17 protein-coding genes and 1 pseudogene are annotated in these 19,541 nt (G+C 40.7%); 8 read left to right on the top strand and 10 right to left on the bottom strand.

Annotated elements, in window-relative coordinates; translation table 11 throughout:
* Positions 1 to 517: 517 nt before the first annotated feature.
* From EV690_RS05305 to EV690_RS05290, 5 genes are all read right to left on the bottom strand, one after another.
* Positions 518 to 1,762, bottom strand: coding sequence for a phosphatidylserine decarboxylase (locus EV690_RS05305; RefSeq protein ID WP_131911868.1), 1,245 nt, complete (start codon positions 1,760 to 1,762; stop codon positions 518 to 520).
* 750 nt (positions 1,763 to 2,512) lie between these two features.
* Entirely contained in the window at positions 2,513 to 2,656 is a 144-nt protein-coding gene (locus tag EV690_RS18190; RefSeq protein WP_165872662.1) for a hypothetical protein, read from the bottom strand.
* 358 nt (positions 2,657 to 3,014) lie between these two features.
* On the bottom strand, positions 3,015 to 3,719 hold the full coding sequence (locus tag EV690_RS05300) for a hypothetical protein (RefSeq protein ID WP_224054900.1): 705 nt from the start codon (positions 3,717 to 3,719) through the stop codon (positions 3,015 to 3,017).
* Positions 3,709 to 4,038 carry a hypothetical protein gene (locus tag EV690_RS05295; protein WP_131911866.1) on the bottom strand — a complete coding sequence of 110 codons (330 nt, stop codon included), beginning with the start codon at positions 4,036 to 4,038 and terminating at the stop codon, positions 3,709 to 3,711. Before EV690_RS05295 ends, EV690_RS05300 begins: the two co-directional genes overlap by 11 nt.
* 45 nt (positions 4,039 to 4,083) lie before the next feature.
* Positions 4,084 to 4,638: a hypothetical protein gene (locus tag EV690_RS05290; protein WP_131911865.1), complete on the bottom strand. Its 555-nt coding sequence runs from the start codon at positions 4,636 to 4,638 to the stop codon at positions 4,084 to 4,086.
* 718 nt (positions 4,639 to 5,356) lie between these two features.
* On the opposite strand from EV690_RS05290, the gene EV690_RS05285 reads away from it, so the two are divergent.
* A complete protein-coding gene (locus EV690_RS05285) occupies positions 5,357 to 5,566 on the top strand; it encodes a hypothetical protein (RefSeq protein ID WP_131911864.1) in 210 nt (69 codons plus the stop codon).
* A 77-nt stretch (positions 5,567 to 5,643) separates the two neighbouring features.
* On the opposite strand, the gene EV690_RS05280 is transcribed toward EV690_RS05285, so the two are convergent.
* From EV690_RS05280 to EV690_RS05260, 5 genes are all read right to left on the bottom strand, one after another.
* Positions 5,644 to 6,585 carry an L-ribulose-5-phosphate 3-epimerase gene (locus EV690_RS05280; RefSeq protein ID WP_131911863.1) on the bottom strand — a complete coding sequence of 314 codons (942 nt, stop codon included), beginning with the start codon at positions 6,583 to 6,585 and terminating at the stop codon, positions 5,644 to 5,646.
* A gap of 8 nt (positions 6,586 to 6,593) precedes the next feature.
* Positions 6,594 to 7,241 (bottom strand): 3-keto-L-gulonate-6-phosphate decarboxylase UlaD, encoded by a 648-nt coding sequence (locus tag EV690_RS05275; RefSeq protein WP_131911862.1) that lies wholly within the window; start codon positions 7,239 to 7,241, stop codon positions 6,594 to 6,596.
* Positions 7,242 to 7,544: 303 nt separating this feature from the next.
* A complete protein-coding gene (locus tag EV690_RS05270) occupies positions 7,545 to 8,243 on the bottom strand; it encodes an L-ribulose-5-phosphate 4-epimerase (protein WP_131911861.1) in 699 nt (232 codons plus the stop codon).
* Between the two features lie 9 nt (positions 8,244 to 8,252).
* Positions 8,253 to 8,720 (bottom strand): PTS sugar transporter subunit IIA, encoded by a 468-nt coding sequence (locus EV690_RS05265; RefSeq protein ID WP_131911860.1) that lies wholly within the window; start codon positions 8,718 to 8,720, stop codon positions 8,253 to 8,255.
* Between the two features lie 70 nt (positions 8,721 to 8,790).
* A complete protein-coding gene (locus tag EV690_RS05260; RefSeq protein ID WP_131911859.1) occupies positions 8,791 to 10,593 on the bottom strand; it encodes a PTS ascorbate-specific subunit IIBC in 1,803 nt (600 codons plus the stop codon).
* 341 nt (positions 10,594 to 10,934) lie between these two features.
* Here EV690_RS05260 and ulaR point away from each other — a divergent pair, with 341 nt between their 5' ends.
* The 7 genes and pseudogenes from ulaR (at position 10,935) to EV690_RS05225 (ending at position 19,534) form a co-directional block, all read left to right on the top strand.
* Positions 10,935 to 11,690 carry an HTH-type transcriptional regulator UlaR gene (gene ulaR, locus EV690_RS05255; RefSeq protein ID WP_131911858.1) on the top strand — a complete coding sequence of 252 codons (756 nt, stop codon included), beginning with the start codon at positions 10,935 to 10,937 and terminating at the stop codon, positions 11,688 to 11,690.
* A gap of 125 nt (positions 11,691 to 11,815) precedes the next feature.
* A complete protein-coding gene (gene ulaG / locus EV690_RS05250) occupies positions 11,816 to 12,883 on the top strand; it encodes an L-ascorbate 6-phosphate lactonase (protein WP_131911857.1) in 1,068 nt (355 codons plus the stop codon).
* A gap of 387 nt (positions 12,884 to 13,270) precedes the next feature.
* Positions 13,271 to 14,217 (top strand): annotated as a pseudogene (locus EV690_RS05245) (ISAs1 family transposase).
* A gap of 296 nt (positions 14,218 to 14,513) precedes the next feature.
* Positions 14,514 to 14,726, top strand: a complete 213-nt coding sequence (locus EV690_RS05240) for an AlpA family transcriptional regulator (RefSeq protein ID WP_131911856.1) — start codon at positions 14,514 to 14,516, stop codon at positions 14,724 to 14,726.
* An 85-nt stretch (positions 14,727 to 14,811) separates the two neighbouring features.
* Positions 14,812 to 15,702, top strand: coding sequence for a WYL domain-containing protein (locus EV690_RS05235; protein ID WP_224054899.1), 891 nt, complete (start codon positions 14,812 to 14,814; stop codon positions 15,700 to 15,702).
* 54 nt (positions 15,703 to 15,756) lie between these two features.
* The gene (locus tag EV690_RS05230) at positions 15,757 to 18,195 is read left to right on the top strand and encodes a type I restriction-modification system subunit M (RefSeq protein ID WP_131911855.1); all 2,439 of its coding nucleotides are present in this window, start codon (positions 15,757 to 15,759) and stop codon (positions 18,193 to 18,195) included.
* 10 nt (positions 18,196 to 18,205) lie between these two features.
* Positions 18,206 to 19,534, top strand: coding sequence for a restriction endonuclease subunit S (locus EV690_RS05225; protein ID WP_131911854.1), 1,329 nt, complete (start codon positions 18,206 to 18,208; stop codon positions 19,532 to 19,534).
* Positions 19,535 to 19,541: the final 7 nt, after the last annotated feature.

Raw genomic sequence — 19,541 nt, 5'->3', positions numbered from 1 at the left:
TTTTGTTATAACTTCGATCAATTTTTTTCTAAAGGGTGTTAGCGTCATTGGAAGATGCTCTTCAGAGGAATGGGCTAAAGTAAATGGCTATAAATTGGTTTCTCATGATTAGTAAGGTCAGGGAAGTCCAATCGGTTCGAGTTTTTTAGGTAAGAAAGACGTCGAAAGCGTCTTTCTTGTATTTGGTAGTGCTGAGAGGGGGTGGACCCGCCATGAATTCAAAATAACTATTTTATTTTTATTATTTTTTCTGAGTTCTGAAATGTGCCATCAACGTGCCATTTTAGAACATATTTCTATATCCTCTTTTTTAAGAGCAATACCAAGAAGAGATGTGGTTATATTTTCTTTTATATGAAAAGATTTGGTTAGGAGCTGTAAATGCTTCGCTATGGGGTGTGTTATCTTTACATAGGATAGGCAATCTGAATAAAATGTTTTAGCTGAAAAATAAAAATTTATATATTAGTTGTAATGATAAATAGAGTTCTCAACCGAAAACTCTATTAAATCGGATTTAATTAAGTTCACTCTTAACAACTAATTCACCGACGAGATTATAGACTGTACTATCGGTTCTAATTTTATCGAATGCTTTTTGTTTAGGTCCAAAGAGCATGATTATATCTGAGCCACCGAATAGGAAGTAACCAAATTCATCCCCTTTTTTAGCCATCGTCCCGACTTCATGTGTCATATGAACAGACGAAACATGTGCCATCCCGATAGGAAGAGTTGCAACTAAGCCAATATCGCCATCTTCTGATTTTGCTGTATCAATAATAACAATTCCCCGAGACTGGCTGAATTCATAACCGTTCTCTGAATCATCAGGGGCATTAAATTGTCCATCCTCTATATTTACCTGAAGATAGGTTCTTCCTGTAACAGCTCTACATTCTTCTACTAGCCCTGAAACAGGTGTGTGAAACCGATGATATGAATAAGGGCCTAAAAAATAGTGGACAAATGTTCCGCCAAAGAACTCTTTTGCGTATTTTTCTGTTTCATCATCCAATAACTTTTGAATATTATTATATTTGTGGGTTCCTTTTACTGTTATCTCTGGAATATTACCTTTTTCATCAATGTGATAGCATGCTCGGTAATGGCAATCTGCAGGAAAAGTAGGATAATGGTTGTTTCCCTGGCACGAAATAGGGCGAGTTCCAGGGTTAAGTTCCCGAGCAAAGAATTGATTCCATGTGAGCCACCCGCTAGGGGAGTTCGGCTTTCCATCGACTAATGATTCGGATACCCTAAATTCGGGGTCATCAATGAAAGTTTTTAGAATTTCATTATTGAATGAATCCGTTGTATTTAAATAATCTCCCCAAGTTGATGAATATTTCCTCATCCATTTCGAAAATTTCGGGTCATTTTGTAAGTTATCTATACTTGTGTTTGTTTTTTGATTAATTAGAAAGTACCAATGACACAGCCGATCAAATACTTCTTGCTGTTCTGGGATAACCCCGCTGTCTGGTTCCTGCCAGCCAGTGCCAGTTTGGTTCGGCTGAACGGGTTTCCACTGGGCGTACCAGACAAGATAGGCATAGTACTCATCCAAGCTAGTTGGCCAATATAATAAGTCAAATAAATGGGAATCCAGTTCTTTGTGCGCAATTTCTCGAGCGACATTTATCGAGTGCTCAACAGATTTTTTTAACTCAGTACCCTCTTTACTTTCCAGTAGATCATATAATTCTTTTACTATAGCTATGTCATTTATAATACTTATGTCAACTTTACGTATATTCATGAATTTATGCCCATATAATAATAAATATGTTAATAACAGATATTTTGTTTTGTTGTTTTTGTCAATATATTTGTGTGTAATTTACAAACATGATTCATTATTAATGATAAAGTATTAGGGGTTTTTATTTAACTCATTCTTTTTAGCTAATTCTATGAAATAAATAGATTAAAACTTTGGAATTGATTTACTCAAGAAGGAAAGTTTGTAATAGAGTTCATTTATTCTCTTTTTAGATTCAGGGATATGTTATTGGTAGGGTTTTACAAAACAGTTAGTTTAATCGCATCATAGCTTTATCTGAGCGATTATACTCTCGAATATATCTGGGGAGAAATAGCAATTTTTCGGCTAACTCAGCAGTAGTTGGCATTGAGGGGAATGTGGACAGCAGTAACAAATATCTACCCCCAAATTCAACTTCGAAGTGAGAAACTCTCTAATATCAAGCGGCCATTGCCATTTCTTTGTGATCATGTGAAATGATAGTGAGCGGATGAATGCTTAAGATGCTATGTGATCATGGTTCGAAATGATGCTGAAGAGAAGCTGTTGCTAAGGCTCTGCTCGTAAATCATAAATAAAACGTCTTGCAGATAGGATTGTTTCTAAAAAAAGAACGGCCCTCAAAGGGACCGCTCTATTATTAGCTGTTAATCTTCATCATCTAAGTCGTCTTCATTATTGGGATTGTTGATGTATGACCCTACAATGAGTTCGTCTTTATATATATCATTTGTATTTGACCTATTATTTTTTCCCTTGCTGATTTGGGTTCTTTTGCTTACCAATATTTCCCTGGTTCTGGTCATATTGGCGATTAGTACCGGAAGAACCTTTATTCGGGTTTTGCGTGTTTGCCGAATTATTTTGGGGGGTGATTTTTTTTCTCATTACGTGATTACTCCATGTTAGTAAATCGCATTACGAATTTGTTTAAGGATTTGCTCAAATTTTTCCTAGATGTTATGACATATAGGATGTTGCTCATCAGATGCGGTATACCAAATTAACAGTATTCCAGCTTCCAGCTTAAGCTCTGTAAAGGTCGGGCAACTGCAAATCTTCTAGCCCCTAAACTGAGATAGGATGTTTTCGATTTATGCCGTTTTTCAATATTTCTAACCCACTTGATATTGAATTGCGGACTTTGAATTCGAGATGTATCAAAGAGTTGCTTGGTCGAACTCATCCTTACTCATCCTCGATGAACTAAGAATCAGTATGAGTGAGTGCACTGCACTCGCAACACCTAATTTAATAAACCATCCAATGTATCATCAAATTCTTTAGCTTCGCGGTATCTGTTTTGAATGAATGACTGATATTTTTTGATGATTGGTAATTGGCTATTAACATTTAATGATGCTTGATAGGCTTCTTCTAGGTCATCATTGAAAAAATGTAAAAGCATGTTAGAGCCATCATGAGATAGCACCGCACTTTGTGCTACCAGGCTTTGCAGTAGACTAGTCATTTGGGATAACGATAATTGAGGTAATTCTTCAAAGGGGTTTGGGAGTTCGTTTGTTTCTAAGGAGTTTTCAGAGCGCAATAAATCGATTAATTGTGAAACTTTGTTACTTTGCAATTTGGTAGCTAAAATGGTCTGCCTGTTACGCAAAATACATTCTATTAAGTCAGCTGCCTGTGTCCTTTTTTCGGTACTAGAAAATATTAATTTTACTTTTTTTGTTTCTAAGAAAAAGGCTTGTAATATAACCGCGTTGTAGAGTTTTATTAGGCTAGAACGATGGATAAGTAAGTCACTTTTATTACTCGCACTTGGCGATGCTTGAGATTCCTTTTTCACCTCGAGAAAGCTCTGCTTTTTCTGGCTGCGATGACGTACAAAAGAATAGATGAGGTCTTTAAATTGTTTGTATTCTGATAACTTAATGTTGAACAGTTTTTCTATTGCATCTGGAGTCGATATGTAATCGTCACTAATTTTCACAAGACAACTCCAACAGTTTTTTTTCAGATGGTGGAAAGTCTTCTGATGCATAGTTAGCGATATATTCAGCGCGCTTAAACCAGTTTGAATAGCAGCTATGAGATTCAGCGTACTGCGTTAAAACTCCTAAACAATATCCAGCTCTCAGGCTTTGTGACAATGATGTGGTTTGTGCAGCGAGTAGGTGTTGTTCATTTCTTGATTTGTAGATATTCACTAATTCAACGCAACTATTGACCAAGGGGAATTGACTCGCAACGGATATCATTGGAAAAAAAATTAGAGCAACGGTGACCAATAAATGTTTCTTACTTAACATGCTAACCCTCATTTTTGTTAGTCGTATCATCAGCTTTCTTTTGGTTCAATTGGTCCGGTGATTTTGTCGAGTCAATTTAATAATAAGACTCCGGCTGGGTACAGCTATATATAAACTGATCAATGTTCCGATAAAAAAGACAATTTGTTCATAATGTTGCCATTGAGTGAACAATAGATTGGAAAGATGTGTATCTGATTCTAACTTAAGGAGTATAAGAAAGAGAGATAGGAAAGTGAATATGTTAAATTTGGCATACCAAAGTAACGGCGCTGTTAGTAGATCCCACCAGTGAACACTGGTTTGTTTAGAATATACCCAATATCGTTTGAGTAATATCAGTAAAACTACGAAAAATATGATTTCGACAAATGATAAATCAGCAAGTCCGGCATTATATTCGAAAATATATCTAAACTCTAAAACAATGGATGCCAAACTAATAGCTATGAGTGTTAAGAAAAAAATTCCTTTAAAAATCAATGCAATGAAATGACTAAAAGCCCAATCGATGGTTTTTAAATACCAACTAAACGTTTTAGTTAAAGGTTGATTAATGGCAGCTTTAGGCGTTGAATTATTAATTGGTGGTTCATCCATCCGTAGTCACCTGATTCGATAATAACTTATTTTTCATTGACGTTTTCTTTAATTTAACATCATTTTAACTGATAAAGATTAACCGATATCAAATTAGATTGTGTTGCTTGAGGCGAAAAGTAAGTCGTCATCACAGTGAGTGTGATGACTGATAGGTATTAGGTTATGATTGCCTGTTCAGCAACAGAAACGGTGGTTACATCTACCACTAAATGCTCGAGTATGCGAAGACTAAAATATTTAACTGTATAGAAAAGTTTTACAACTCTAAAAACGTCATTTGCATACAGGTGGTATGTCACCGACTCAATTTACAGAAACATATTTTTTGGAACAACAAACTGTCTAGCGAAAGCTAGTAACTCCAGATTTGGAAAATGATTATCATGGACAGTTAGTCATAAGCATTGCAAATACTGATATTTTTCAGCAAGTTTCTTGCTGATTTTATGAAACCGAATGGGATGTTTATCGAGTTGATGCCCGTCCGATATGATTAAAAATGGCTATGATGGCATTACCCGTTTGAGCTATATAGCCCACTCGAGACTGTTTTTTAGAAATAGGTAATTTCTCTAACATGTCATTTATCGGTGTAAAAGAAGTTCGAGTTGAGCTAGTGCATTAAAATACACAGATGAGTTTTTCGATGAACATATAGAGTTGGATGAATCGAAAATGATATAGTGCTCCAAAATTTAAAGTTAAGAGAACATTCATGTATTCAACCGATGCAATTGCGCTCGTAAAACTTGGCGTAAATATTGAAATCACAAAAGATTCGTCACTGCACCCGACCGACGCATTAGAAATCGTAAAAATCGCCAGTGAAATTGGCACTCATGTTACCGTGAAGAAGAATTATCACACCGACGTTCTCATTGAGATGGCAAAAATTGGTCGCGACCACATGACTGTTGCTATCTAATCCACACCTTGAGATAAAAATAGTACGTGCAACATATTGGGGGCAATATGCCGCACGTTTTGTCAAAATGGTGCTTGCTAGTCTGTTAAGCTCACTGAGTGGCGCGGCTGTTTGATTGCATGTTCTGAATCAAGAGCAGGAGTGCTGAACAGCGGTATGACATCGACTTGGCGACAAACTTTATTCAAGCATGCCTGTGCTTTTAAGATGTTTTCCTTCCAGTGTTCATCCTGCGCCCACATTTCAATCACCAGCGGTACCACACATGCCGTTTCTTTCAATGTTTTGAATATTGCGTTGAAATCAACTTCTCCTTCGCCGATGACGAGATCTCGGAACTGCCCTTTGTATCCAGGGGCTACGCGATGCGTATCTTTGAGATGGATCTGTGTAATGCGTGGCTTACTCAGTTTAAGCTCGGTCACAATGTCGTAATTCCACCCAGAAATATTGCCTACATCTGGATAGGCTGTGAAGTATGGCGAATTAATTTCACGATTTAACACTTCAAACTTACTGAGTGAATTGAGGTAGTCGGTATCCATGATTTCAACCGCCAACATGACCCCCGCACGCTCTGCTAATTTAGCTGACAACTTCATGCCTTCGATAAAACGAAGGTGCGTCGCTTGGTCTGCTGGTTCGTAGTAAACGTCATAACCGGCCAGTTGAATGGTCCGAATGCCCAGTTTATACGCCAATGTGATCGCTTTCTCCATATGAATGACGGCTTGTTCACGCACACTTGGATCTGCAGAACCAAATGGAAACTTACGGTGCACACTTAAACACATCGATTGCAGAGGTATTTGGTACGCTTCACATAAATGGCGAAGTCCGTAAATTTTTTCATCGATCCAATCTAAGCGACTACGCCTTTCATCTGATTCATCAATCGATATTTCTAGAAAATCAAAGCCTAATTCTTTAGTCGTTTTGAGCCTTTCTTCCCAACTGAAGTCATTCGGTAGGGCTTTTTCATAGAGCCCTACAAGATGGCGCGGTAGGTTTTGGTACATAGTGCCCCCTACTTCCAGTAGCGATTAATTTGTTCTTTCAGTGCTTCGGCGGTTTCCTTGCCTTTATCTCCAGCCAGAGCGCGACCCGCGATAAATGTTTTCGCTTTAATACCTTCAAATAGATGTAAATCTTCAGGCACAATCCCGCCCGTAATGGAAAGTTCGATACCCAGATTAGATAGTTCGCGCATTTTCACTAAGTCCGCGTCTGTCCAACCTACACCGGCTAGTTCTGCATCACGAGAACGATGGTAAATGGCTTGTGTAATACCTAGATCAACCCAAGCCTGCGCATCTTCCATTGTCCAGTTGCCGTAAATTTCGATTTGAATTTCACTATTAAATTCATCGGCTACTTTTTTACACGCATTAATGGTCGCTATGTGAGCGGCGGCCGATACGGTAATCCAATCGGCACCCGCTTCAAAAGCCATGCGAGCCAGGATTGCCCCTCCATCGGTTGTTTTCATATCACAGACTAAGATATGGTCAGGGTGGTTTTTACGTAATGTAGAGACTGCTGTCATTCCCTCTGCAAACGCTAAAATCGTCCCCACTTCAATGACATCAACATAGCTTTCTACGTTATTTGCGACTTCAATTGCTGCCGCTAGGCTGGTTTGATCTAGGGCGATCTGGATCATTGGTTTGGTCATCGTTCTATCCTTTAATTTGTTCACGTATTAGATGGACTAGCCCATCTGGGTTGTTATCTGTTTTATATATGGCTTAAGCGGGTGTAGTTCGTAGCAACTACCGCGATGCCTAAGCCAGCTTATTGCCGCTGTGCTCGATCATGTTGATGGTCACTAATGGCCATCACTTGGGCGTTCGGTTGGCTAAGGTTGCTCATAGTTAGCTAAGCGCATTGCCCCTCGATTTTTTACCCTCAGATGGATAGGGCATCTGTTAACGCCGTTTCATCTCGAGCTAATGCAAGTTCTTGATAGATCGCAGGCTTATTGCTGTCCGTAGTAAGCATGTTCACCATGCTTACGTAGATAGTGTTTATCTGATAATTCGGGTTGAATCTTAATGTCGCTATTTAAGGAGCGCGTTGCTAATGCCATTGCCGATACCTCTTCTAACACAACCGCGTTGTGTACTGCGTCTTTGGCATTTTTTCCCCAAGAGAAGGGCGCATGTCCTATAACGATCACACTCGGAACCGCCATTGGGTCAATGTGGCGCTGAGTGAACTCTTCGATGATCACAAGGCCGGTATTTTTCTCGTATTGGTCTGCAATTTCGCGGCTTGATAGCTTGCGAGTACATGGAATGTCTCCATAAAAGTAGTCGGCATGCGTTGTCCCCAACGCTGGAATATCAATGCCTGCCTGCGCCCAAATCGTTGCACTACGAGAGTGTGTATGAACAATGCCGCCGATCTCGGGGAATGATTTATAAAGCTCTAAATGGGTAGCCGTATCACTCGAAGGATTCAGTTTCCCTTCAATAACATGGCCTTCTAAATCGACGACTACGATGTCGTCAGCCGTCATGACACTGTATTCAACCCCCGATGGTTTAATAGCAATTACGCCATTGTCACGGTCAAATTCAGAGACATTGCCCCACGTAAATGTCACTAAGCCGTATTTAGGAAGTTGTAAATTGGCTTCTAAAACACGTTGTTTCAATAGGTGATATTTGGACATATCGACTCCTTAATTCACCGCGGCTTGTGCCAGTGCCATATCAATCAAGTTCACGACATCTTGTGGTGTTTTACATGCGCGTAGCTTTGAGAAATCTTCATCAAATTCGATTAAGTTCGCGACCTGCATCGTACCTTCGATATGCTCGTCTGAATCTTTCCCCGCTAACGTGATCAGCACGTCTACGGGCTCATCTATGTCATCAAATAGGATAGGGGTTTCCAATACGGTTAGAGCGAATCCCGTTTTGATCACGCCATCTTCTGGACGACAATGCGGCATGGCGAATGCGTCATGGATGCAGATGTAGGGGCCTTCAACTGAGACTGCGTTGACGATTGCATCGTAGTAACGCGCTTCTACGACGCCTGCTTTGACCAGAGCATCGGTACCGATTTGGATGGCTGACTGCCAATCTGTTGCTTGAGCGTTCAGTCGGATTGAATTGTTTGTAATTAGCGATTCTGTTAAGTTCATGGTTTGCTCACTTATTCATTTTTATTAGTATTTTGATTAGCCCCGCAGCTGTGCCACCGGGCTAACTGGACTATTTGTGAAAGTGGTTTTTGATAAGGGAAATCAGTTCATCACCAAAGGTTTTCACCATAATCATGTTCTTCACGGCCAGTTGCTGTTTACCATCTGGGAGGTTGGTAATTTTTTCAGCAAGAGCAATTGAAGTCACAATGATGTCGAACGAGCCTAGATATGATTTGTAATCGGTAATCGCACTATTAAATGTGGTTGCGGGGACCCCTTTTTTATCTAGGAACTCTTTAATTTTCTTTGAACACATCATCGATGAGCCTTGACCTGAGCCACAACAGACTAAGACGCGTACGGGATTCTGCTCGGTTGTGCTTTCTGCTTGAGGAGCTTTTGAGGGGGCTTCAGGTTTTGCAGGAGCTTCCACGCCAATTTCTATGCCTTCTGGTGTTAAGGCTGTCATTGTTTGTGCCTGCTGTGCTTGTGCATCTTCTTCTGCTCTTAGCATTTTTGATGCGAAGTACATGTAGACCCCTGCAAGAGCTAGAATCACGAAGAAGAACAGACTTGACATAGAGATACCTTGCATAATTGGAGGAAAAACGAGAGCCCAGTCAGCCATACCCATCCAGCCATTAAACTCAGTCCCTGATTGAGCGAAGATATGAATTGCCCATGCAGAGCCTAAAACCTCGATGATGCCCATCACAAAACAGATCTTCATAACCGCTTTCCAACCCCCGAAATGGTTGGCAAATACGCCGATCGTTGCGTTAGAGAAGAACATAGGGATGAAGCCAGGGATGATCATGATTGGCGCATTGAACTCCAACATGGCGATGACTGCAGTAAATTGACCGACAGCCCCCCAAAGGAAACCAAATACCATTGCGTTTGGTGAATAGGCGTAGATAGCCGCACAGTCAATGGCGAGTACCGCATTGGGAATGAGGCGTTGAGAAATACCGTTGAATGCTTCTGAAAGTTCGGCTACGAACATGCGTACACCGGTTACGATAACTTGAATCGCCACCGCAAATTTTAGACCGGTCTCAAAGATATAGATTAGCCAGTTCGTATGGCCTGCCATCTTTTGTAGGTTATCAAGGCCGAAAGAAAGAAGAATAATGCCGAAGAATACGGTCATCACCAGCGTTGTCGCTGCAATACTATCGTGAAAGATGTGTAGCCATTTTGGTAGGTTGATGTGGTCAACGCTGTCGTTTTTATCGCCTAGTTTGGGCGCGACTTTGGTGGCAATCCAAGAAGCAAACTGTTGTTGGTGACCAATAGAGAACCCCGCACCACCGGTTACTTCTTGTGTTGGCTTGAACATGATGTTTGACGAGATACCCCAGTACAACGCCATTAATACTGCGGAGTAGATGATGGTTTCCCACATGCTGGCACCCAACACGAAGTAGAAAACCGCAATCAGGCCCGTTTGTTGGAACATGATGTGTCCCGTGAGCATGATGGTACGGATCCCCGTCACTCTTCGAAAAGCGACTAAAAGGATGTTAATCGCCAGTGCCATAAGGACGGCGTAACCCACCCAGGAGTAGTTATCTCCCATGGTTTCCATGGTCGCCATCATGGTGGTGTAAGGGTCGATGACCGAGCCTGTCAGACCATGGATTTCACTCATCTTCTCAATGACGGGTTTAAACCCAGATACCAGCGTACTCGCACCGATTTGAACAATCATAAAACCAACGATGGTTTTAATTGAACCAGAAATCACGGTCGTTGCATCGCGTTTGAGAAGAATGTAACCGATACAAGTCACGATACCCAGCAATAAAGGTGCTTTGGTCATAACCTGACTGTAAAATATATAGAAGATGTCGTATAAGAACTCCATATCTTTACCCTTAATATAATTTGTATTTTTAATAGCTCGTAGGATTCAAAGGTGTCTTGTTTTGCTCACGAGACAAACTTTAACAATCAAAAGTAATCATTCAATGCTCACTTGTGATTACTTTGATTTATATCAATTATTCACTATCGGAATGTGCTTAATTGAGCATTGGATCACATTGAAAAATATAAATTACAATAAAAACAATTACTTATATTAAATGGTGATGCGGATCTTATTTTTGTTTTGGGGTTGTTTGACAATCATAAATGTGATTGCTAGAATCAAATTGAATCAAAAGTAATCATAAAATTGTCACAGAGACAAATAGAGTGATCAATATGAATGAAGTGCAACGACACAACGGCATTTTGTCGTTACTAGAAGAAATGCAGACGATTAACGTCTCTCAGATTATTGATAGTTTTAGTGTTTCGCCTGCTACAGCTCGACGTGATATTGCAAAATTAGATGAGCTTGGCAAACTTCGAAAAGTACGCAATGGCGCTGAAAGAATAGAAAACCAAAAGAGAAAGTGGTCACCCCTTAATATTAATAGTACTGAATTTTATGAAGAGAAAGCTCAAATAGCGCATGCAGCAGCTGCGCTTTGTCAGGCGGGAGATACCGTCGTCATCAACTGTGGTTCCACAGCCTTCCTCTTAGGGCAGCAATTATGTGGAGAAGACGTCCAGATCGTAACCAACTATTTTCCTCTCGCTAGCTACTTGATTAATGAGGATCATGACGATGTGATCATCATTGGCGGCCAATACAATAGGGCTCAAAATATCTTTTTAAACCCTGCGCCGAACTCATTGGAGGGGTATGCCGGTAACTGGATGTTTACATCAGGTAAAGGCTTAACTGATGTAGGTCTCTATAAGGCCGATATGCTTACGGCAGTTGCCGAACAGCAAATGTTAGAGCAAGTCGATAAATTGGTCGTTGTGGTAGACAGCTCTAAAGTTGGCCAGCGAACGGGCATGTTATTTTGCAATACCAAGCAAATAGACATTGTGATTACCGGTAAAGCTGCCAATCCAGATGTTGTTAAACAGATTGAAGATCAAGGGACGCAAGTCATCTTAGTCTAAATCCAAAGGGCTCATCGGCCCCTAATAATTATAAATCTTAGCTCAGTGCCTTTATCCAAATTAAGGCGCTCGGCCCCCTACACCCCAAATTAGTCAAATTTGTGAAATAAATAGAAGGTATGAACATGAGCAATGTCAACGAAATCACCCGCGAGTCTTGGATTCTAAATACATTCCCTGAATGGGGGACTTGGCTCAATGAAGAGATAGAGCAAACGGTGGTTGCACCCAATACGTTCTCTATGTGGTGGTTAGGCTGTACGGGAATATGGCTAAAATCAGAAGGTGGTGCCAACCTATCTATGGATTTCTGGTGTGGTACGGGTAAAAAAACACAAGCGGTTAAAAAAATGAAGAACCAACACCAAATGATGCGTATGGGGGGAGTCGAAGCGCTTCAACCCAACTTACGTACGGCTATCTTCCCGCTAGACCCATTCGCGATTAAAGAAATAGATGCTGTCATGGCCTCTCACGACCACGGCGATCATATCGACATTAACGTGGCTGCCGCTGTTCTACAAAACTGTGGCGAACACGTCAAATTCATCGGTCCTAAAGCGTGTGTTGACCTATGGATGAAGTGGGGGGTGCCAGAAGAGCGTTGTGTGATTGCAAAAGTAGGCGATGAGATCCAAATCAAAGACGTAACCATCAAAGTGCTAGACGCATTCGACCGAACGGCTCTGGTGACACTACCAGAAGGTACATCTTCTCTAGACAAAGAGATCTTAGATAGCATGGATGAGCGTGCAGTAAACTACCTTGTGGAAACCACTGGGGGGTCAGTTTATCATTCGGGTGACTCTCATTACTCTAACTACTATGCTAAACACGGTAACGATCATAAGATCGATGTGGCATTGCTTTCTTTTGGCGAGAACCCTCGCGGCGTAACCGATAAGATGACCTCTTCAGATATTCTTCGTGCCGCTGAATCTTTGAACTGTGAAGTTGTGATCCCTTTTCACCACGACATTTGGGCTAACTTCCAAAATGATCCTCGTGAAATCGAGGTCTTATGGAACATGAAGAAAGAGCGTCTTCAATATGGTTTTGCGCCTTTCTTCTGGCAAGTCGGTGGCAAGTACACTTATCCAACCGATAAAGGACGCATTCATTACCAACACTTCCGTGGTTTTGCTGATATCTTTAAAAATGAGCCAGAGCTGCCTTACCGTGCATTTTTATAATCATGTTTCCATTATTAGGGGAGCGGTGAATCGCTCCCTTTTTATGCTCGATTAAATGCAGTTTTCATATTGCTCAGATAGTTTAAACAAGTTTTCCATCGGGAGCTTTAGAGTCTATCGTTGTTATCTCACCTAGCAATGATAGCCATTATTTAATGACGCAGCTCCATCAGTGGGGTGTGAATCGCTATTTTAGAAATAGCTTTTTCGCTAAAACCAATAATCTGCAAAACTCCATTAGCTTCGTTGAAAATCGAAAAATTAATTAGCTTAAAGTCCCAACCATTCGGGGGGACGCGAATATTTTTTGACCACTTAGAACTATCGATTGACGATTATAATTGGCTGTGATCATATACTCTTTTTTAAGAGAGAGATTAGCCAGCAATGCATATCGATGAGTTTAAAGAATATTTTCACACAGTCGCAGACAAACGCCAGTCAGCAAAGGTAACTTATTGCTTGTTTGGGGGGCTCTTCGGCTCATTGTGCGCGGTGATTGCAGGGGCTAGAGGTCAGTTTGGGGTTCGTGAATACATTCTCGGTCACCATGAGTGGTTTAAACTTCATGGCATGTTTATTAGCGATATTCCTGCCGATGATACGATAGTACGAATTATTTCTAGGATTAAACCGGAGCCATTTCACGCCGTTTTATAAATTGGATGTCAGCGGTACATTCTCTCACGGATGGTCAAGTCGTTGCCATTGATGGGAAGACACCTCGAGGCTCATATAACCGAGATGATGGGGCCAACACTATCCATATGATTAGCGCCTATGCTTCATCGAACAAGCTGCCGATTACATCCTTGCGGCCATAAAGCAATCAAGGCAAATTACGCCAAACAGTAGAGAAGGCCTTTACAGTGCAATGTGCAGCGACGTCCGACAACATCAATATTGAGCAGGGTCACGGCCGTGTTGAAGTCCGCCAGAGCCATGTAAGCAGTAATGCTCTCGATGGTGCCTTTTTTCGCTGGAAGGAACTAAAATCCATCATTGTGGTGGAAAACGTGCGCGATCGCAAAGGCAAAGCCCCAGAGCTTGAGTATCGTTACTACATCAGTTCAAAATCACTAAGCACAGAGCATGCAGCGAGCGCTGTCAGAGAGCATTGGGGGATAGAGTCGATGCACTGGGTCTTGGATGTGACTATAGCTGAGGATGCTTGCCAAATTTATAAAGACCACGGTGCTGAAAATCTATTTTGTTTACGTCACATAGGATTAAATATGTTGCGCGCAGAGCCAACCAAACTCAGTATCATTGGTAAACAGAAGCGCTGCATGATGAACACATCCATGCTGGAGGCTGTTTTAAGGGCTGGATAGAGTTCGGTGAGTAAAAAGACACTCATGCGTTCGCCCTGATAATCTTTCGTTGCTTGTGGATTTTCGAATACATCTCCTTTCAGGTATGTTCGTTTCAGTATCTCAGCTGGCTGTTCTAATACTTGTTGTTCAGTAATGAGTTCTAATTTTTGTAGAGAGTAGGACATTCTCTTCACATAAAACCTCCTGTATTGGGCTCGTTCATGCAGATGAAATATATCTTAGTGGTTTTTGAAGCAGAGATGCTTCAATAGATGAAACAGGGGGGAACTGTTTTTTTAACAAATGGAAATCACATGAGAAGAAACGACACAGGAGGACATCCCATGAGATTTTTAAAACTAAAAGAAGTAATGGAAAAAACAGTACTTAGTCGTTCAGCCATTTACCGTAAAATGAATGAAGAAGATTTTCCAAAATCAGTGAGTTTGGGGGATAGGGCTGTAGTTTGGTTGGAAGAGGACGTCGTTAACTGGATGGAAGAATGTTTATTGAATCGAGATAGATAATATCAAAATCATCCTATCAAAATGATTGTACCTATCGGTTGCATGCCTTAATATATCCACCAAGTTGCAAGTATCAAGGTATGGAATGGGATCTCAGAGAAATAAAGCTTTAGAGGATTTAAGCTACGCGCAAAAAGAGCGCTTGGCTTTTATCGACTTTTGCTTGCAGTACTTTGGTGATGTTGCAAGAACAGACCTTATCCAGCATTTTAAAACAGGACTGGCGTCTTGTTCGCGTGATTTTACTCTCTATCGTGAGTTAATGCCGGATAATCTGGTTCTCAAGCATGAAGATAAGCGTTATTACCGCACAGAACGATTTCAGCCACTTTTTGAGCATAATAGCAGTACCATACTGCAACGTTTAGTGGAAGGCTTTGGTGACGGTATCTCTATGCCGGTTAAGCCTTCTGAAGTGTGTATTCAGTCTTTTAGCCAACTTAACCCGAGTAGTGATATTGTCGCGGGACTAATGCGTGGCATTGTCCATCAGCAACCAATTCAAGTGACTTATTGGTCTTTAAGCTCAGGTGAAACACAACGCATTATTGTGCCGCATACATTGGTCAATAATGGACAACGTTGGCATGTCAGAGCGTTTGACCGCAAGCATAATCAGTTTCGGGACTTTGTCTGCACTCGGTTTACTCAGGTTGAAAATCTAGAAGAAAACGTTCCAGATGGTGAACTGAGAGAAAGTGATGATGGTTGGGATCAGTCGGTTGAACTTGAGTTAGTTCCCCATCCATCGCAATCATTCCATCAGGCTATTGCCCTGGATTTCTCTATGGAATCCTCACCTGATTGGCATCGCAGCATTAAGTTAAGACTTCCCCTTGCTGGCTATTATCTACGTTACTGGAATGTGGATTGTACGGAAGATCACAGCCTGACAGGGCGAGAACATTTATTGTGGCTGCGTAATGCCAGCCAGTTAAAAGATATTGCAGAGCTCGATATTGCCCCGAAGGCATAACGAACTTACAACAAGAATTTCGAGCCATACGCTCAACAGAATTAGGATAAACAGATGGACCACAGCGTACATAACAAACTTGTCTCATTTATCTGGAATATTGCTGACGATTGTCTGCGTGACGTTTATGTTCGGGGTAAGTACCGTGATGTCATTTTGCCTATGGTGGTGTTAAGACGTTTAGATACGCTGCTTGAGCCTAGTAAAGACGCTGTTCTGGAAGAAGTTCGCTTTCAAAAGGAAGAGATGAATGCGGTGGAGCTGGATGGTGACCCGTTGCGTGATGCGTCAGGTTATGTGTTTTACAACACCTCGAAATGGACGCTGAGAAGTTTGTATAACGCAGCGACGAACAACCAGCAAATCCTGTTGGCGAACTTCGAAGAATACTTACTTGGTTTTAGCGATAACGTAAAAGAGATTATCGAATGCTTTAACCTGAAAGCGCAGATCCGCCATATGGCGTCCAAGCAAGTACTGCTGGATGTCGTTGAGAAATTTGTTTCTCCATACATTAACCTAACTCCAAATGAAGCGACTGATCCTGATGGTTACAAGTTACCGGCGCTAAGTAACTTGGGTATGGGGTATGTGTTCGAAGAGCTTATCCGTAAATTTAACGAAGAAAACAACGAAGAAGCCGGTGAGCACTTTACGCCACGTGAAGTGATTGAGCTAATGACTCACCTGGTATTCGACCCAATCAAAGACAAACTTCCTGGTGTGATGACGGTTTATGACCCAGCCTGTGGTAGTGGCGGTATGTTGACTGAGTCGCAGAAGTTTATTGAAGAGAAGTACCCAAGCCTTGGAGCGAATCGTGATATCTACCTTTATGGTAAAGAAATCAACGATGAGACTTATGCCATTTGTAAGTCGGATATGATGATCAAAAACAACAACCCGGAACACATTAAAGTGGGCTCAACGCTTTCAACGGATGAGTTCTCGGGGATGAAGTTTGATTTTATGCTGTCTAACCCTCCTTATGGTAAGAGCTGGGCATCTGAACAGAAGTACATCAAAGATGGTAAGGATGTGATTGACCCTCGCTTCAAAGTCAAATTGAAAGACTTTTGGGGCAATGAAGAAGAACAAGATGCAACGCCACGTTCTAGTGATGGTCAATTGCTGTTTTTGATGGAGATGGTCAATAAGATGAAAGAGCCATCAGCGACAGAAACTCAGATCGGTTCTCGGATTGCTTCTGTCCATAATGGTTCAAGCTTGTTTACCGGAGATGCGGGTAGCGGTGAAAGTAATATCCGTCGTTATATCATCGAAAACGACATGCTATACGCGATTGTACAATTACCAAACAACCTGTTCTATAACACCGGTATTACTACCTACATCTGGTTATTAAGTAATAACAAACCTGATAGCCGTAAAGGTAAAGTTCAGCTGATTGATGCCAGCTTACTTTACCGAAAACTACGTAAAAATCTGGGTAACAAAAACTGTGAATTTTCACCGGAACAGATTGATGAAATCACTCAAACTTATTTCAAGTGTGCTGCGGTTGAACGTCAGTTAGATGAGAATAACGATCCTATTGGTATTGCCAGTCAGGTATTTGATAATGACGATTTTGGTTATTACAAAGTCACTATCGAGCGCCCCGATCGTCGTAAAGCAAAATTTACTCAAGAAGCGATTGAGAAATTGCGTTTTGATAAGCAACTGTCTGAGGTAATGGAGTATTTGTATTCTGAATATGGTGACAAAGTCTATGCCACAGAAGGTTACGGCGATGATCAGAAACAGAGCTTCTTAAAATCGAAGAAAAAAGAGATAGCTGCTTGGTGTGAAGATAACGACATTAACCTTAATAAAAAAGCACAGACTAAACTACTGGATGTTAAATTCTGGATATCGCTTAAAGCATTGGTTCAAACCGCAGAACAGTTGTTGAGCGCCATTGGCACTGATGAGTTTGATGATTACAACGTATTCAAATTGCAAGTTGAGCAAGAGCTTAAAGCCAACAAAATCAAGCTTTCAGCAACAGAGAAAAATGCCATTTTAAATGCCGTGAGCTGGTATGACGAAAATGCCGCTAAAGTGGTCAAGAAAGTAGTAAAACTGAATGATGAAAAACTGCAAGATTTACTTGAGTGTTATGAATGTGAAGAAGCAGATTTACCTGACTTTGGTTATTACCCAACCGGTAAAAAGCACGAATTTACCACTTATGAAAGCAGCTCAGATCTGCGTGATAGCGAATCTATTTCTCTTAAACAAAGTATCTACCAATACTTCCTCAATGAAGTGAAACCACACGTCGCTGAAGCATGGATCAATTTGGATACAGTGAAAATTGGTTACGAAATTAGTTTTAATAAATACTTCTATCGTCATAAACCACTGCGCGAACTGAGTGATGTGGCTACTGATATCATTAGCCTTGAACAAAAAGCGGAAGGTTTGATTGCACAGATCCTTGGGGTGTCAAAAGAACAAGTCAGTAGTATAGATAAGGTTCAAGGATAAGGTGATTCGTATGGAAAGTATTATAGCAATGCCAGAATATGAATCTTATAAGGATTCTGGAGTTGATTGGCTTGGGAATATTCCAACTGATTGGAATATAAAACCTGGTCTTGTCGCATTTTCTGAAAACAAGCGAAATAACAAAGGGATGAAAGAAAGTACTGTATTATCTCTTAGCTATGGAAACATTGTTATAAAGCCAGAAGAAAAATTGGTGGGGTTAGTTCCTGAATCCTTCGAAACATATCAATTAGTTGAACCTGGCGATATTATTATTCGATGCACTGATTTGCAAAATGATCAAGTTAGTCTACGTACAGGCTTAGCAAAGAATAAAGGAATAATTACCAGTGCCTACTTGAATCTCAATATTAAACCAGGCTTTAACGCAAAATTCATTCACTATTATTTGCATGCGCTTGATACTACCAAAGTTCTCTATAAGTTCGGTAGTGGGTTAAGACAAAATCTTAGTTTTTTGGATTTTAAACGATTACCTGTTTTTGACCTTCCAGAGGACATTCAAGTTGCTATTGCTAACTTTCTAGACAAGAAAACAGCTCAAATTGATGAAGCTATCGCCATTAAAGAACAGCAAATTAGTCTGTTAAAAGAACGTAAGCAAATTATTATTCAGCAGGCGGTAACCCAAGGGCTTGATCCTAATGTGCCAATGAAAGATTCCGGCGTGGATTGGATCGGACAGATTCCTGAACATTGGGATGTAGTTCCACTTAAACGGCTGGCTATTTTGAGCCCAAGTGTGCAAGTACAAAATAAAAAATCAAAAGAATTAGTTACATTTCTAGCTATGGAAAAGGTTTCAGTTGATGGGCAAATAGTCCAAGACACTTTTCTACCTGTTTGCGATGTGAGTCAAGGATTTACAGTTTTTAATCAAGATGATGTGATTGTCGCTAAAATCACACCATGTTTTGAGAATGGGAAGTCAGCGTGGCTGAATCAGCTTGATACCACGTTTGGCTATGGGTCAACAGAATTTCATGTTCTTAGATGTACGCAGCGTATTCTTGGCAGCTTTCTCTATTTAATAGTGAGTTCTCCACTGTTTTTAGTTGCAGGAGAAGCAATGATGACAGGTTCTGCCGGACAAAAGAGGGTCCCATCTTCATTTGTACAGAACTTCCCTACAGCAATACCTGATATCACAGAACAAACTAGAATTGTTGCCTCAGTCAACGAAACATTTGAGCAAATTGATTCGGTAATACAATCTACTAATAATCAAATTGAAAAACTAAAAGAATACAAAACGTCTTTAATCAACAGTGCTGTCACAGGAAAAATCAAAATAACGCCTGAAATGGTAGAAGGCTAATAGGAGG

It is taken from the genome of Celerinatantimonas diazotrophica (assembly GCF_004339545.1).
GTDB classification, from domain to species: domain Bacteria; phylum Pseudomonadota; class Gammaproteobacteria; order Enterobacterales; family Celerinatantimonadaceae; genus Celerinatantimonas; species Celerinatantimonas diazotrophica.
Note: the sequence above shows the minus strand (reverse complement) of the source record. Positions and strands in the feature narration are given on the sequence as shown.